This window comes from Aliiroseovarius sp. (assembly GCF_965228805.1).
Lineage (GTDB): Bacteria > Pseudomonadota > Alphaproteobacteria > Rhodobacterales > Rhodobacteraceae > JASBTN01.
In genome coordinates, this window is record NZ_CBDDIE010000001.1 from 53,621 (window position 1) to 68,175 (window position 14,555).

General features: G+C 67.3%; 14 protein-coding genes. 8 read left to right on the top strand and 6 right to left on the bottom strand.

All coding sequences use genetic code 11. From position 1 onward, the window contains the following. The first annotated feature begins 144 nt into the window (after positions 1–144). The 6 genes from thiC to ACO07D_RS00270 are packed head-to-tail and all read left to right on the top strand — an operon-like array spanning position 145 to position 5,424. Positions 145–1,980, top strand: a complete 1,836-nt coding sequence (gene thiC, locus ACO07D_RS00245; RefSeq protein WP_421700919.1) for a phosphomethylpyrimidine synthase ThiC — start codon at positions 145–147, stop codon at positions 1,978–1,980. Continuing rightward, positions 1,977–2,945, top strand: coding sequence for an FAD-dependent oxidoreductase (locus ACO07D_RS00250; RefSeq protein WP_421700921.1), 969 nt, complete (start codon positions 1,977–1,979; stop codon positions 2,943–2,945). Before thiC ends, ACO07D_RS00250 begins: the two co-directional genes overlap by 4 nt. Next, a complete protein-coding gene (gene thiS / locus ACO07D_RS00255; protein ID WP_421700922.1) occupies positions 2,914–3,111 on the top strand; it encodes a sulfur carrier protein ThiS in 198 nt (65 codons plus the stop codon). The genes ACO07D_RS00250 and thiS overlap by 32 nt, the downstream gene beginning before the upstream one ends. Positions 3,112–3,113: 2 nt before the next feature. Then, a complete protein-coding gene (locus ACO07D_RS00260) occupies positions 3,114–3,881 on the top strand; it encodes a thiazole synthase (protein ID WP_421700923.1) in 768 nt (255 codons plus the stop codon). After that, positions 3,881–4,471 (top strand): thiamine phosphate synthase, encoded by a 591-nt coding sequence (locus ACO07D_RS00265; RefSeq protein WP_421701002.1) that lies wholly within the window; start codon positions 3,881–3,883, stop codon positions 4,469–4,471. The genes ACO07D_RS00260 and ACO07D_RS00265 overlap by 1 nt, the downstream gene beginning before the upstream one ends. After that, the gene (locus tag ACO07D_RS00270) at positions 4,462–5,424 is read left to right on the top strand and encodes a ThiF family adenylyltransferase (RefSeq protein ID WP_421700924.1); all 963 of its coding nucleotides are present in this window, start codon (positions 4,462–4,464) and stop codon (positions 5,422–5,424) included. The genes ACO07D_RS00265 and ACO07D_RS00270 overlap by 10 nt, the downstream gene beginning before the upstream one ends. On the opposite strand, the gene ACO07D_RS00275 is transcribed toward ACO07D_RS00270, so the two are convergent. The 3 genes from ACO07D_RS00275 to ACO07D_RS00285 are packed head-to-tail and all read right to left on the bottom strand — an operon-like array spanning position 5,421 to position 9,134. Then, the gene (locus ACO07D_RS00275; protein ID WP_421700925.1) at positions 5,421–6,185 is read right to left on the bottom strand and encodes an enoyl-CoA hydratase-related protein; all 765 of its coding nucleotides are present in this window, start codon (positions 6,183–6,185) and stop codon (positions 5,421–5,423) included. The two genes, ACO07D_RS00270 and ACO07D_RS00275, sit on opposite strands and share 4 nt — an antisense overlap. Position 6,186: 1 nt before the next feature. Next, entirely contained in the window at positions 6,187–7,509 is a 1,323-nt protein-coding gene (locus ACO07D_RS00280; RefSeq protein ID WP_421700926.1) for a hypothetical protein, read from the bottom strand. Further along, complete coding sequence (locus ACO07D_RS00285) at positions 7,509–9,134, bottom strand: amino acid adenylation domain-containing protein (RefSeq protein WP_421700927.1); 1,626 nt, start codon at positions 9,132–9,134, stop codon at positions 7,509–7,511. Before ACO07D_RS00285 ends, ACO07D_RS00280 begins: the two co-directional genes overlap by 1 nt. A gap of 161 nt (positions 9,135–9,295) precedes the next feature. On the opposite strand from ACO07D_RS00285, the gene ACO07D_RS00290 reads away from it, so the two are divergent. Both ACO07D_RS00290 and ACO07D_RS00295 read left to right on the top strand, forming a co-directional pair. Further along, on the top strand, positions 9,296–10,114 hold the full coding sequence (locus ACO07D_RS00290; protein WP_421700928.1) for a DUF6502 family protein: 819 nt from the start codon (positions 9,296–9,298) through the stop codon (positions 10,112–10,114). A gap of 2 nt (positions 10,115–10,116) precedes the next feature. Next, entirely contained in the window at positions 10,117–10,977 is an 861-nt protein-coding gene (locus ACO07D_RS00295) for a DUF5666 domain-containing protein (protein WP_421700929.1), read from the top strand. Here ACO07D_RS00295 and ACO07D_RS00300 read toward each other — a convergent pair. From ACO07D_RS00300 to ACO07D_RS00310, 3 genes are read right to left on the bottom strand one after another with little or no spacing between them, the layout of a single operon-like run. Next, positions 10,974–12,284 (bottom strand): MFS transporter, encoded by a 1,311-nt coding sequence (locus ACO07D_RS00300; RefSeq protein WP_421700930.1) that lies wholly within the window; start codon positions 12,282–12,284, stop codon positions 10,974–10,976. The genes ACO07D_RS00295 and ACO07D_RS00300 overlap by 4 nt on opposite strands. Before the next feature lie 22 nt (positions 12,285–12,306). Further along, positions 12,307–13,557 (bottom strand): glycerate kinase type-2 family protein, encoded by a 1,251-nt coding sequence (locus ACO07D_RS00305; RefSeq protein WP_421700931.1) that lies wholly within the window; start codon positions 13,555–13,557, stop codon positions 12,307–12,309. A 4-nt stretch (positions 13,558–13,561) separates the two neighbouring features. Beyond that, on the bottom strand, positions 13,562–14,539 hold the full coding sequence (locus ACO07D_RS00310) for an HpcH/HpaI aldolase/citrate lyase family protein (protein ID WP_421700932.1): 978 nt from the start codon (positions 14,537–14,539) through the stop codon (positions 13,562–13,564). Between the last annotated feature and the right edge of the window lie 16 nt (positions 14,540–14,555).

Consider the following 14,555-nt stretch of genomic DNA (forward strand, 5'->3'; position numbering starts at 1 on the left):
CCCAGTTGACACTGGCGTAGGAAGCTAGGCGCGACCCGGGGGGCATCCCCCTTGCGACAGCCGACCACGGGGGCGATCCGTCCCCGGCTCCCTCCCAAGCTCACCTGGTGTCTTCATTGAGTGCAAGCTTGAGGAGCGCCAAACATGAACGTCCCGAACCCGAAAATCACCACCGGAGGTCTGCCCGCCTCCCGCAAGATCTATGTGAACGGCACCCTGCACCCCGACCTGCGCGTGCCGATGCGCGAGATTTCCGTGCACCCCACCGCGGGCGAGCCACCCCTGCCGGTCTATGACAGCTCCGGGCCTTATACGGACCCGGACGTGGTGACCGATATCAAACAGGGCCTCGCCCCGCTGCGCCGCAACTGGATCCTCGCGCGCGGTGATGTCGAGGAATATGATGGCCGCGAGATCAAACCCGAGGACAACGGCTTTGCAGAAGGGAATGACGGGGGCGACAAGCTGACGCCCGAATTCCCGGTCAAACCCCGCCCCCTGCGTGCGAAGGACGGCAAGGCCGTGACCCAACTGGCCTATGCCCGCGCCGGCATCGTCACGCCCGAGATGGAATTCATCGCCATCCGCGAATACCAGCTGCGTGACCTCGCCCCCTGCCACGGCCAGCCGCGCGACGGCAATGACTGGGGTGCCAATATCCCCGACTACGTCACTCCGGAGTTCGTGCGGGACGAGGTGGCGGCGGGCCGCGCCATCATCCCCTCGAACATCAACCACCCGGAAAGCGAACCGATGATCATCGGCCGCAATTTCCTGGTCAAGATCAACGCCAACATGGGCACCTCCGCCGTCACCTCCTCGATGGAGGAGGAGGTCGACAAGATGGTTTGGGCGATCCGCTGGGGCGCCGACACCGTGATGGACCTGTCCACGGGGCGCAACATCCACAACACCCGCGAATGGATCGTGCGCAACAGCCCCGTGCCGATCGGCACCGTGCCGATGTATCAGGCGCTGGAGAAGGTCAACGGCATCGCCGAGGATCTAACTTGGGAGGTCTTCCGCGACACGCTCATCGAACAGGCCGAACAGGGGGTGGATTATTTCACCATCCACGCAGGCGTGCGCCTGCACATGGTGCCGATGACCGCCAACCGCGTGACCGGCATCGTCTCGCGCGGCGGGTCCATTATGGCGAAATGGTGCCTGCATCACCACAAGGAGTCGTTCCTTTACGAGCACTTCAACGAGATCTGCGACATCTGCCGCAAGTATGACGTGGCCTTTTCCCTCGGCGACGGGTTGCGCCCCGGCTCCATTGCGGATGCCAACGATGAAGCGCAGTTTGCCGAGCTCGAGACCCTGGGCGAACTGACCAAAATCGCCTGGGCCAAGGACTGCCAGGTCATGATCGAAGGCCCCGGCCACGTCGCCATGCACAAGATCAAGGAAAACATGGACAAGCAGCTGGAATGCTGTGACGAGGCACCCTTCTACACGCTCGGCCCGCTCACCACCGACATCGCGCCGGGCTATGACCACATCACCTCCGGGATCGGGGCGGCCATGATCGGCTGGTTCGGCTGCGCGATGCTCTGTTACGTCACGCCCAAGGAGCACCTCGGCCTGCCCGACCGCGACGACGTGAAAACCGGGGTGATCACCTACAAGATCGCCGCCCATGCCGCCGACCTGGCCAAGGGCATTCCCGGCGCGCAGCGGCGCGACGACGCGATCTCCCGCGCCCGGTTCGAGTTCCGCTGGGAGGACCAGTTCAACCTTGCCCTCGACCCGGAAACCGCGCGTGATTTCCACGACCAGACCCTGCCGAAACAGGCCCATAAGGTGGCGCATTTCTGCTCCATGTGCGGGCCGAAGTTCTGCTCCATGCGGATTTCCCACGACATCCGCGCCGAGGCGCAGAAGGAGGGCATGGCGGCCATGGCGGAGAAATTCCGCGAGAGTGGTGAGCTTTACATGCCCGCCGAGGCCAAGCCGGAGCTGGAGCCGGGCGAATGATCACCATCGCAGGGGCCGGCGTCGCCGGCCTCGCCTCCGCCTATGAGCTGGCGAAACGCGGGGCCGAGGTAATCCTCTACGAGGCCGGATCCTCCCCCGCCGACAACCCAAGCAGCTGGTTCGCGGGCGGCATGCTCGCCCCCTGGTGCGAGGGCAAGGTGGCCGACCCCGAAGTCGTGCGCCTCGGCGCAGGCGCGATCAACTGGTGGGCGCAGTTCACGCCCGTCACCCGCAAGGGCACGCTGGTCCTGACCCCGCCCCGCGACCGGGCCGAGCTGGACCGCTTCGCCCGCCGCACGGATCGTCACCGCTGGGTGGATGCGGGCGAGATCGCGATGCTGGAACCGACCCTTGAAGGCCGGTTCCAACGGGGCCTTTTCTTCGAGGATGAAGCCCACCTCGACCCCCGCCGTGCGCTCATCGACCTGACCGCCGCCGTGCAGGCTATGGGAGTGGACATTCGTTACGACACCCCCGCCCCCGACCGGATCGACGTGGACTGTCGCGGCATGGCCTCCGATCTGCCCGGCCTCAGGTCGATCCGTGGCGAAATGGCCATCATCGAGGCCCCCGAGGTGCAGATCACCCGCACCCTGCGCCTGCTTCACCCGCGCATCCCGCTCTACCTCGTGCCGCGCGGCGACGGGATCTACATGATCGGCGCCACCATGGTCGAAAGCGCCTCGTGGAAGCCGATCACCGTGCGCTCGCTGCTGGAACTCTTGGGCGCCGCCTTCACCCTGCACCCCGCCCTGGGCGAGGCCTCGGTGATCGAAACCGGCGCAGGGCTGCGCCCCGCCTTCGCCGACAATATCCCCGCGCTCAAGCACCGGGGCGAGACAACCCACGTGAACGGCCTCTACCGCCACGGCTACCTGCTGGCCCCGGCCCTGGCCGGTCAGCTTGCCCGCCAATTCTTTCAGGAACCCGCTGATGATCATCACAGTCAACGCCGAACCGCGTGAGGTTCAGGCCACCACCCTCGCCGACGCCCTGCCCGAACTTGGCTTTACCAGCGCCGCGCTGGCCACCGCCTTGAACGGCACTTTCGTGCCCCGCGACGCGCGTCCCGCGACCCCGCTCACCGACGGCGACCGGCTGGAAGTCCTCGCCCCGATGCAGGGAGGCTGACCATGCAGCTCTACGGCACCGAAATCACCTCACGGCTGCTTCTGGGCAGCGCCGGGTACCCCTCCCCCGCCCATCTGGCGGACGCGATCAGCGCCAGCGGCACCCAGATCGTCACCGTCTCCCTGCGCCGCGAAACCGCGCAAGGGTCGGGCGCGGGCTTCTGGGATCTGCTGCGCGACACCGGCGCGCGCATCCTGCCCAACACCGCCGGGTGCCATACGGCGGCAGAGGCCATCACCACCGCGCAAATGGCACGCGAGATCTTCGCCACCCCCTGGATCAAGCTCGAGGTCATCGGCCATTCCGACAACCTGCAACCAGATGTCTTTGCCCTGGTCGAGGCCGCGCGCGAACTAACCCAGCAGGGCTTCCAGGTCTTCCCCTACACCACCGACGACCTTGTGGTGGGCGAACGCCTTCTGGATGCGGGCTGCGAAGTCCTCATGCCCTGGGGCGCCCCCATCGGCTCGGGCCAGGGGTTGCGAAACCCCGATGCGCTGCGCGCCATGCGCGCGCATTTCCCCGAGGTGCCGCTGATCGTCGACGCAGGCATCGGACGGCCTTCTGATGCCGCCCAGGCCATGGAACTCGGCTACGACGCCGTGCTCCTGAACACCGCCGTCGCCAAGGCGGGCGACCCCATCGCCATGGCCCGCGCCATGGCCATAGCCATCGAAGCCGGGCGGCTGGGATACGCCGCCGACCCGATGGAGCCGCGCGACATGGCCGTGCCCTCCACCCCGATCCTTGGCCTTGCGGAGTTGGGATGATGGAGCGTTTCTACCTGATCACCGGCCATGTCAGCCGCCTGGAGCTGCTCGTCCCCCACGGCGTCAAACTGGTGCAGCTGCGCCTCAAGGACCAACCGGAACCGGAGATCCGCCGCCAGATCGCCCGCGCCCGCGACTTCTGCGCGGTGCATGGCGCGCAGCTGGTGGTGAATGACTACTGGCAGGCCGCGCTCGACCTCAACTGCAACTTCGTGCACCTCGGGCAGGAGGACATGGACACCGCCGACTTCGCCGCCCTCAAACGGGCGGACGTGCGCGTCGGCCTCTCCACCCATGACGAGGCCGAGCTGGACCGCGCCCTCTCCCACGGCCCGGAATATGTCGCGCTGGGGCCGGTCTATGAAACGCTGTTGAAGAAGATGAAATGGGCACCCCAAGGCCTCGACCGCGTGACCCGCTGGAAGGCGATGGTGGGCGACACGCCGCTGGTGGCGATCGGCGGGCTGACCCCCGAGCGCCTGCCAGGTGTCTTTGCCGCAGGCGCCGACAGCGCCGCCGTGGTGACCGATATCCAGCAGGCCGCCGACCCCGAGGCGCGCACGCGTGAATGGATCGCCGCATGTCGCTGAGCCGCTACGCCCGCCAACAGATCTTGCCCGAGGTTGGCGCCGAGGGTCAGGCGCGGCTGGCCCGCGCCCGCGTGCTGGTGGTTGGCGCCGGAGGCCTGGGCTGCCCGGTGCTGCAATACCTGGTGGGCGCCGGGGTGGGCCATGTCACACTGATCGACCCGGACCACGTGGACGAAACCAACCTGCACCGCCAGCCGCTCTACCGCATGTCCGACATCGGCCAGCCCAAGGTGACAGCCGCCCGCGCCCACCTGCTGGCCGCCAACCCCGAGGTCACAATCACTGCGCGGCACACCCACCTCACCCCGGCCAACGCCCCCGCACTGGTGGCAGAGGCCGATGTGGTGGTGGATGCGGCGGACAGCTACGCGGTGTCCTATACGCTGTCCGATAGCTGCCTGGCCGCAGAGGCTCCGCTGATCTCAGCCAGCGTGCTGGGCCAGTCGGGCTATGTCGGCGGGTTCTGCGGGTCCGCGCCGTCCCTGCGCGCGGTCTTTCCCGCGCCACCGGACAGCGGCGCAAGCTGCGCCACGGCGGGGGTCTTCGGCCCGGTCGTCGGCACGCTCGGCACACTCCAGGCGCAACTGACCTTGCAAGTGGTTCTGGGCATCGGCGCCCCCATGGGGCACCTCGTCACCGTGGACACATCCACTCTGACCTTCGGCGGTTTCGCATTCACCGGCGCCGCCGAACCCGCCGATCCGATCCCCTTCATCGCAGCTGAGACCCTGACCCCGAACGACCGCATCATAGAACTGCGCGACATGGCCGAGGCCCCCACCCCGGCCACGCCCGATGCCCAGCGGCAGACGCCCGAAGAGGCCACCCGGCTCACCGCACCTGAAAACGGCCGCCTCGTACTCGCCTGCACCACGGGCCTGCGCGCCTGGCGCGCCGCCGAAGCCCTGCGCGCCCGGGGCGTGACCCGGCTGGCCCTGCTCGCAAGCCCCTAGTTGAACTTCGGATCGCGCTTTTCCAGGAAGGCCGCCATGCCCTCCTTCTGCGCGTCAGAGCCATAGAGCGCGTGGTACATCTGTCGCTCATACCGCACCCCGGCGGTCAGGCTGGCCTCATCCGCCATGTTCACCGTTGCCCGCGCCATCAGAGCGATGTCACGCGGATACCCGGCAATCAACGCGGCGGTCTCGGCCGCCACCTCTGCCAGTTGATCATCCGGCAGAACCCGGCTGACCAGCCCCATCTGCAGCGCCTCATCGGCCTTGACCATGCGCCCGGTCAGGATCAGGTCCATCGCCCGCGCCCGGCCAATAAGCCGGGTCAGGCGCTGGGTGCCGCCGATGCCGGGAATGCAGCCGATCTTAATCTCCGGCTGGCCGAACCTCGCGCTTTCGCCTGCCAGGATCACATCGCACATCATCGCGACCTCACATCCACCGCCCAGGGCAAAGCCGTTCACCGCCGCCAGCTTCGGCAGGCGCAGCGCGGCGAAGCGATCCCAGGGGGCAAAGAAGTCGGTGGCATACATGCTGGCGTAGTCATGGCACGCCAGCTCAGCGATATCCGCCCCGGCGGCGAAAGCCCGCCCCGCGCCAGTCAGCACAAGGCAGCCAATGGCCTGGTTGGCATCGAAACCGGTGGCGGCGTCCAGCACCTCATCCATCACCTGTGAATTCAGCGCGTTCAGCTTGTCGGGCCGGTTGAAGCGGATCGTCGCGACCCGCCCCTTTACCGTGGTTTCAATCGTCTCATACATCTCAGCTGTCCCAAATTGCGCCATAGGCAGGTAGCCCCAGGCTTTCCATGTCATGCACCACCCGGCGGGTGAGTTTCTGGTTCGAGATCACGATCACCGCCTCGGCCCCGGTCTCGCGCACCGCCTTCAGCGCAAGTGCGGAAAGGTTCGGCTTGCCGTGGGTGTCCGTGTCCCAGATCAGCGGGTTTTCGGTGGAGGCCTCGATCTCATCCACCAGCGCATCGCCATAGGTCGCGCGCGGGGATCGCGTGGACCAGATCAGGTGGCTCGGCACCTTGCCCTTCAAGAGGTGCGGCAGGATCGGCCCGATGCCCGAGCCCGTGCCCACGTAAACCACCCGCGTGAACAGCTCTTCAATGCGCGCGACGCCCGAGGTGGTGATCCCCTTGACCCAGACCCTATCGGGCGGGTTCGAGATGAAATCACCGGTCCAATCGCCCGCCCGACTGATCGCCAGGCGGTAGCCGTCCTCGCCTGGGGTCGGGATATTGGCAAAGGCGTGGTACTGGCCAAAGGGCGTGTGGCTGATCGCATTGGACGAGCCTGCAAAGGGCGTATCACCATAGTCGAACCGGGCGATAGCCACGTGATCCGAGGGTTTCTCGATCTCGACCTTCACCCGTTTCATCGTCAGCCAGGGCGAGGCGATCGACAGGGTGATCACACACAGCATCCAGAAGGCGGGCGTCTGGGTCAGCACCCCGCCCATGTCGTGGGTGATCGACACGGTCTGCGCCCAAAAGAGCCCCAGCACGGTCCAACCGACGAAACGGTGCACCTTCTCGAACAGGTCATGGTGCTTGGCGCGGATCGGGCCCAGGGCGGTGACGATCATCAGGCTCATCAGCCCCACCATCGCCGCCGACAGGCCCAGCGTCAGGTTGGACGGCAGCGCGGCCCCCGCGATCCGGTTCGTCGCCATCGCATAGAGCAAAAATCCAAACCACACAGTCCCCGCCACGGTGCCGCCGGAATGCAGGCCCCCGAAGTGAAACACCTTGCCCGCGCCCCAGCGGATCCACAGGGGCCAGGACACCGGCACGCGGGTGGCCAACCAAAAGAGCGCATTCACCACCCTCTGCTGCCGGATCAGGATGCCCAGCGACAGGTTGATCAGCGCCATGTCGGCAATCGGGCCAAGGGCAAAGGCCCCTGCCCCGCCCCAGCGCCCGCTTTGCAGGCCCAGAACAAAGACCGCCAGGTTCACCACCGCGACCAGGAAGGCCAGGCGGCGGTATTCCATCAGCGCCGGGTGGCGGGTGACGCGCCGCCAGCTCTTTGCCTGCGGGGCGCTTGTGTCGATATTCACTGTCTCGGTCGTCATCAGTTCAGCTCCACGCCACGGGTGGCGATTTCATCCTCGGCCAGCTTCAACAGCAGCCGTTTGTCCAGTTTCCCGCGCGCGGTACGCGGCAGCGCCTCCATCGGCAGCACAAGGGTGGGGTTGGCGTAATAAGGCAGACGTAGTTTCACCGCCGTCGCCGCCGCCTTCGGACAGGCCGTGGCGGGCGAGATGAAGCTGACCAGATTGCGGTCATCCAGCTTCAGGGTCACCGCCTGTTCGCAACAGTCCGCCGCCTCCAAGGCACCGGAGACCCCGTCCAGCTCGACCCGGAAGCCGCGGATCTTGACCAGGTCATCGACCCGCCCGAAGTGCTCCAGCTCGCCCTCTTCCGTCCAGCGCCCCAGGTCGCGGGTACGAAACATCATCTGACCGGGGCGGAACGGGTCGGGGCGATAGCGCTCGGCGGTCAGCTCGGCATTCGCCAGGTATCCAGCGGTGACACAATCGCCACCCGCCCACATCTCGCCCTTGGCCCCGATGGGCAGCGGGCGCAGGTCCTCGTCCAGCACATAGACCGTGTTGTTCGGCGTCGGGCGGCCGATGGACAGCACAGGCTTGTCGGGGAAATGCGGCTCGGCGGTGTTGATGATCGTCGTCTCGGTCGGCCCGCAGGAGTTGTAGAAGGTGCAAAACCCCGACCAGGTATCCGCCAGCGGACGCGGGCAGGGTTCACCGGCGACGGCGGCCACCTTGACCTGCCCACAGCGGCTCGCGTCCAGCGAGGTCAGGATCGAGGGCGTGGCGATCAGCACATCGACCTTTTCCGCCGTCTCCTGGATCGACTTGCCGCGAATGACCAGGGTGGCACCATTGGCCAGCGCGCCCAGCGTTTCCCACGCCGCCATGTCGAAGGCGATGGACAGGATCTGCCCCACGCGCATCCCCGGCCGCATGCCCATGTCGCCGGGCGCGGTCAGCAGGATATTGGCGAGGTTCTTATGCGTCACCTGCACCCCGTTCGGCACCCCGGTGGTGCCCGAGGTGAACAGGATCAGCGCCACGTCCTCGGGCGCGGCGGGGCTGGCGTCCTGCGCCACCACGGGCGCGTCCAGATCGGCATCACGCATCACCTCGTCGATGGCGATCCGCACCTGGCCCGGGCCGACCGGCACATCCTCGGCCAGTTCGGAAAGGGTCAACAGAACATGCGCACCGGTCACCTTGGCGATATGGCGCAGGCCCGATTCCGGCGCGACGCCCACATGCTGCGGGACGTATTTGGCACCCAGTTTCATCGCGGCGACAATGCCCACCACCATCTCGATCGAACGACGCAGATACAGGCACACCGCATCGCCGCGCCCCACCCCATGCGCCCGCAGCCGCGCCGCCAGCCGGTCCGAAGCACGGTCCAGCGCGCCGTAGCTCAGCGCCTCGCAGCCGCAGGTGACCGCGACGGCCTCGGGCTGGACCCGCAGCTGATGCAGGATCGCCGTCGCGATGGTGGGGAAACGCGGGGCCTCCTCCGGCCCCCAGCCGAAGGCTTTGAACCGTGCGCGGTCGGTGGGGCTGAGCGCGGCCAGCGGGTCATCCCTGCGCGCGCCCAGGCCCCCCAGCTCCAGCGATTGAACCCCTTTCAGATCGTCGATGGCAATGTCCTGCATGACAGCCTCCCATGGTTGAATCACTCGGAAATCTTCATGGCGATCATTGATAGTGGGAAAAATTCCCATTAGAATTCACAAAGGTTCAAATGCCGCTCACGAAACCGTTGGGGGCATGTGAAGCGCCTTGGTGGTATGGCTGCGCCAAGAGGGGAAGAGAGATGACGCGCGACGGAAAAGACCCGTTCGACAGTGCGCTTGCCGCGCTGCTGGCCCCGTTGGCGCGGGCCATGGTGGCGCATGGGGTGACCATCGGAACGGGCACCGAGGCGCTGAAATGCGCGCTCTTGCAGGCGGTGCTGGATGAGGAAGGCGAAGGTATCAGCGACAGCCGGGCGAGCCTTCAGACCGGGCTGCACCGCAAGGACGTGAAACGCCTGCGCGCCGAGGCACCCGACGAGGCCCCGCGCCGCCAGGCCAATGCCGCCGCCCTGGTGATCGGCCACTGGGCCACCGACCCGGCCTATCAGGGCACGGATGGCGCGCCGCTCGACTTGCCGCGAAAGGGCAATGACGGGGGCGACCCCGGTTTCGACACTCTGATCCGCCACGCCCGGGTCGACATGGCCCCGGGCACCGTCCTGACCGCGCTGATCGACCAGGGCGTGGTCGAAGAAACCCCCGTCGGCACCCTGCGCCTGCTGACCCATGCCTTCCTGCCCAAGGCCGGAAGCGCCGAACAGGTCGCCGCCTACCAGGCCACCCTGTCCGCCCATATGCAGGCCGCCACCCACAACCTCCTGGCCGGACCTGATCAGGCCCGCCATTTCGACCGCGCCCTGCGCTATTCCCACTTGTCGGCGGCGTCCGTCCGGGAATTGCACACATTGGCAGAGACCCGCGCACAGGCCCTGCTGGAGGAGCTGAACACCCTTGCCCACGCGCTCCAGACGCGCGACGAAGAGGGCGAGGCCGACCCGACCGGTCGTTTCGCCTTGGGCACCTATATCCTGCCCACCCCGCCCGAAAAGGACACGTGATCGTGCTGTATCGAGTTCTGGCCGTACTGCTTCTGCTCTCCCTGCCCCTTTGGGCAGAGGAAGAGCGTGAGGGCGGCATAATCGGAACCGGGATTGTCGGCACAATCACCCACCTGGGTTCGATCCATGTGAACGGGCAGCACATCCTGATCGACCCCGAGATGCCGGTCACCGGCGCCGTCCGACCGATGGTGGCGAGTGACCTGCAGCCGGGCCATACGGTCGCGGTGGTCGCCACGCAGGAAGGCAATGCCTGGCAGGCGCGGCACATCCGCCAGGTCCTGCCGCTGGTCGGCCCACTCCGGCGGGAGGATGACGGCAGGCTCACCGTAATGGGCACGCAGGTCCTGTTCGACGGCCCCGCGCCGGATCACAACACCTGGGTCGCGGTCAGCGGGCTGTGGCAGGGCGACAGGGTGCGTGCTTCACGGCTCGATACCTTCCTTGTGCCGTCCATCGCCCGGATTTCCGGCACCTTCATGGGTCTGGACCCGGACGGCGGCCTGACCATCGGCACCACCCCCGTGGCCGGCTTCATCCCGCGCCACATCGCCCCGGGCGACCTCGTGCAGCTCATGGGCCGCGCCGTACCTGGCGGCATCCTTGCCACCCGGTTGGAGACAGGCCTGTTCGACCAGACCCCCGGCCTGATGCTTGTCGAGGGCTATTACTCCGCGCCGCAACCCGACGGGCTCTACACCGTGCTGGGCAGTGGCAAGGTCGCCTTTACCACCCGGCCGGAGATGATCGACGCCACCACCCGCGTGCTGCACTGCGCCGATGCTGAGGGCTTGATCGACCCCACCGCTGGGGCGGAACACGTGGACGCGCAGGCCCTGCGCCACCTGGGCTGTCTGCGCTAGGCGGGTTTCGCCTCGGACGGCGCGGGTGGTGCGCGATAAGCCCGCACGATCAGCGCCGAACCCGCGATCACCACCGCCGCGACACCGAACAGGGCGCCCTGCAAGGCCACGTACGCAATGCCGCCGACCACCAGTCCTGCGATGCTTGCGACGGCCCCGGCGCTTTGCGCAAACCCCTGTACCGCGCCCTGCAGCTGTGGCCCTGTGGCCTTGGACAGCACCGCCTGGAAGGTCGGCCACATCAGCCCGTTCCCCAGCGCCACCAGCAGCGCGGCGAAATAAATCACCGCGGTCTGCCCGCTCATCAGCGCGGCGAACCCCAGCGCCAAAACCGCCCCGCCGATACTCATCAACCAGCCCTCGGCGCAGAGCTTCGACAGCCGCGCCAGCACCGGCCCCTGCACCACGATCATGGCCAGGCTCAGCGCGGCGAAATAGATGCCGATATCGGTCACCGCCCAGCCCAGCCCTTGCACCGCATGCACCGGAAAGGCGACGTAAAAGAAGCTGAACCCCAGCATCACCAGGAAATTCACCGCCATCAGCACCGCCATGCCCGGCAGCGCCAGGATCGCGCGGATGCCGTTTGCCTGCGGGCATTTGACCTCATAGGCCGGGCGGTGCTCCTGCCCGTAAAGGTCGCAGGGCGAGGGCTCCTCCAACACTTCCGTCACCCGCTGCGGCGCGACCTCCACCAGGCCGAATTGAATGAGCGCCAGCGCCAGGGCCGAGATCGCAAAAGCCGCCAGCACCGGCAGCACCTCGCCCAGGAGCGTCGCGCCAAGCAGCCCCGCCAGCGCCGGGCCGACGATGAAGCCCAGGTTGCCCGACACCGCCATACGCCCGAAATTGCGGGCGCGGTCGGCCTCCGGCGTGATGTCGGCCAGATAGGCGTTCGAGACCGAGACATTGCCCCCCGTCAGCCCATCCGCCGCCCGCGCGACGAACAGCACGACCAGAGGCAGGGTCACCGCGAACTCGCCCAGCCATCGGCTGTTCACCTGCGCAAACGCCCCCTCCGGCAGGGTAAAGGCCACCAGGAAGACCGCCCAGGACAAGAGCGTGCCCGCTTGGCTGAGCAGCAATATCCGTCGCCGCCCAACCCGGTCCGACATGCGCCCCAGCACCGGCGCGCCGACCAGTTGAAACACCGAATAGGTCGCGGCAATCAACCCGTAGACCACCGCATTGCCGCCCCACTGGGTGACCAGCACGACCAGGAAGGGGGTAACGATGGAAAACCCCAGGGTGCCGACGAAATTGACCGCGAGCAGCGGTGTGATGGAGGGGGCGGGTTGGGTGCTCATGCCCCCACTATAGCAGAGGCTGTCAGCCGCGCAGAAACACCTGGATATCCGCCACATTGGTCCCGGTCGCGCCGGTCTCCAGCAGGTCACCCGCCGCCGCCAGCGCGCGGTGGCTGTCATTGTCCGCCAGCAGCGTCGCCGGGTCCAAGCCGCCCGCACGGATGCGTGCCAGAGTGCCCGCATCGGCAAAGCCCCCCGCCGCCGGGGTCGGCCCGTCGCGCCCATCGGTGCCGCCGCTGAGGAACAGCCAGTTTTCACCCAGTTCCTCCGCACGCAACGCAATGCGCAGAGCCAGTTCCTGATTGCGCCCGCCCAGACCGGAGCCATTCAGCCGCACGGTGGTTTCCCCCCCGAACAGCAGCGCACAAGGCCCCTGCCCTTTGGCAGCCTTGACGATCCGGTCGGCAGCCTCCCCCACGTCCCCGGTCAAGGCATCCGAGGCAATGGCCGCCTCCCCGCCCCGCGCGGCCTCACCCAAGGCGGCCTCCAGGCTCAATCGGTTCGATCCGATCAGGATGTTTTCCGGCGCGGGTGGCTCAAGCGCTGAGGCCGGGTTTTCCTCCAGACGCGCCCGTATGGACCCGGGCAACCTGGCCCAAATCCCCGCCTCCATCGCCACGGCACGGGCGTCTTCGCGGGTGCCGATGGGGGCCACCGTCGGCCCGCTCGCCACCGCGCGCAGGTCGTCGCCGATCACATCAGACAGGATATAGGCCGTCACCGGCGCGGGCGCGGCCAGGCGCAGCATGCCACCGCCCTTTACCTGGCTCACCTGCTGGCGCAGCAGGTTCATCTGCGTAATCTCCAGCCCCGCGCCCAAGAGCAGCCGGTTCAGTTCGGCCTTGTCCTCCAGAGAAATCCCAGCCAGCGGCGCGGGCAGCAAAGCCGAGCCGCCACCGGAAATCAGCGCAATCACCCGATCACCCTCACGCGCCTGGCGCAGAAGCTCCATCACCCGTTGCCCGGCGGCCAGCCCGGCGGCATCCGGCACCGGATGGCCCGCGCGCAGCACGGTCGCACCGGGCACCTCCGTCAGGTTCTCATGATGGGTGACCGCCAGGGCGGTATAGGCCCCGCGCACGTGGCGCAGGGCCTCTGTCAGCATGGCGGGCGCGGCTTTTCCAGTCGCTATCACGAAGCAACGCCCGCCATCGGACGGCACCGGAAGAGGCCGTGCCGTCAATTCGTTCCGCAAGGCCAGCGCCGGATCCGCCGCCGCCACCGCCCGGTCGAAAATCGCCCGGGCGCGGGCACGCAGGTCCGGCGTGGCCATGGGTTCAGCCCGCCGCGATCTGCTGGGCCTTCTCGACCAGCACCTCGGCCTGACGGATCGAGGCATAGTCAATCAGGCGACCATCCAGCGACACCGCACCCTTGCCGGCGGCCTCGGCCTCGGCCATGGCTTCGAGGATGCGTTTCGCCTTGGTCACCTCGGCATCCGAGGGCGACATGACCTCATTGGCCAGCGCGACCTGGCTGGGGTGAATGGCCCACTTGCCCTCGCAGCCCAGAACGGCGGCGCGTTTCGCGGCGGCGCGGTAGCCGTCCGCATCCTGGAAATCACCGAACGGGCCGTCGATCGGACGCAACCCGTTGGCCCGCGCCGCGACCACCATGCGCGCCAGCGCATAGTGCCACATGTCGCCCCAATGGGTCATGCGCGCGCCGTCATCCATCGGGTCGGTCAGCACCGCGTAATCCGGGTTCACCCCGCCGATGATCGTGGTGCGCGCCCGGGTCGAGGCGGCATAGTCCGCCACGCCGAAATGCAGGCTTTCATTGCGTTTCGAGGCCGCGGCGATCTCACCCACATTCTGCATGCCCAAGGCGGTTTCGATGATGTGCTCGAAGCCGATGCGCTTCTTGAAGCCGCGTGCGTCCTCGATCTGGGTCACCAGCATGTCGACGGCATAGACGTCGGCGGCGGTGCCCACCTTGGGGATCATGATCAGGTCCAGCCGCTCGCCCGCCTGTTCCACCACATCCACCACGTCGCGGTACATGTAATGGGTATCCAGCCCGTTGATACGCACCGACATGGTCTTGGTGCCCCAGTCGATATCATTGAGCGCCTCGATGATATTCTGGCGCGCCTGTTCCTTTTCGTCGGGCGCGACGGCGTCTTCCAGGTCCAGGAAGATCACGTCGACGTCCGATTTCGCGGCTTTCTCGAACATGCCGGGCTGGCTGCCGGGCACGGCAAGTTCGGAGCGGTTCAGGCGGCCGGGCGCCTGGTCTACGGGGTAAAAGCTCATGGGTTTGTCCTTGTTT

What these genes read in the sequence shown, in the direction of transcription:
- thiC (WP_421700919.1), top strand. Translation starts at nt 145, where the DNA reads ATGAACGTCCCGAACCCGAAAATCACCACCGGAGGTCTGCCCGCCTCC.
- ACO07D_RS00250 (WP_421700921.1), top strand. Translation starts at nt 1,977, where the DNA reads ATGATCACCATCGCAGGGGCCGGCGTCGCCGGCCTCGCCTCCGCCTAT.
- thiS (WP_421700922.1), top strand. Translation starts at nt 2,914, where the DNA reads ATGATCATCACAGTCAACGCCGAACCGCGTGAGGTTCAGGCCACCACC.
- ACO07D_RS00260 (WP_421700923.1), top strand. Translation starts at nt 3,114, where the DNA reads ATGCAGCTCTACGGCACCGAAATCACCTCACGGCTGCTTCTGGGCAGC.
- ACO07D_RS00265 (WP_421701002.1), top strand. Translation starts at nt 3,881, where the DNA reads ATGGAGCGTTTCTACCTGATCACCGGCCATGTCAGCCGCCTGGAGCTG.
- ACO07D_RS00270 (WP_421700924.1), top strand. Translation starts at nt 4,462, where the DNA reads ATGTCGCTGAGCCGCTACGCCCGCCAACAGATCTTGCCCGAGGTTGGC.
- ACO07D_RS00275 (WP_421700925.1), bottom strand. Translation starts at nt 6,185, where the DNA reads ATGTATGAGACGATTGAAACCACGGTAAAGGGGCGGGTCGCGACGATC.
- ACO07D_RS00280 (WP_421700926.1), bottom strand. Translation starts at nt 7,509, where the DNA reads ATGACGACCGAGACAGTGAATATCGACACAAGCGCCCCGCAGGCAAAG.
- ACO07D_RS00285 (WP_421700927.1), bottom strand. Translation starts at nt 9,134, where the DNA reads ATGCAGGACATTGCCATCGACGATCTGAAAGGGGTTCAATCGCTGGAG.
- ACO07D_RS00290 (WP_421700928.1), top strand. Translation starts at nt 9,296, where the DNA reads ATGACGCGCGACGGAAAAGACCCGTTCGACAGTGCGCTTGCCGCGCTG.
- ACO07D_RS00300 (WP_421700930.1), bottom strand. Translation starts at nt 12,284, where the DNA reads ATGAGCACCCAACCCGCCCCCTCCATCACACCGCTGCTCGCGGTCAAT.
- ACO07D_RS00305 (WP_421700931.1), bottom strand. Translation starts at nt 13,557, where the DNA reads ATGGCCACGCCGGACCTGCGTGCCCGCGCCCGGGCGATTTTCGACCGG.
- ACO07D_RS00310 (WP_421700932.1), bottom strand. Translation starts at nt 14,539, where the DNA reads ATGAGCTTTTACCCCGTAGACCAGGCGCCCGGCCGCCTGAACCGCTCC.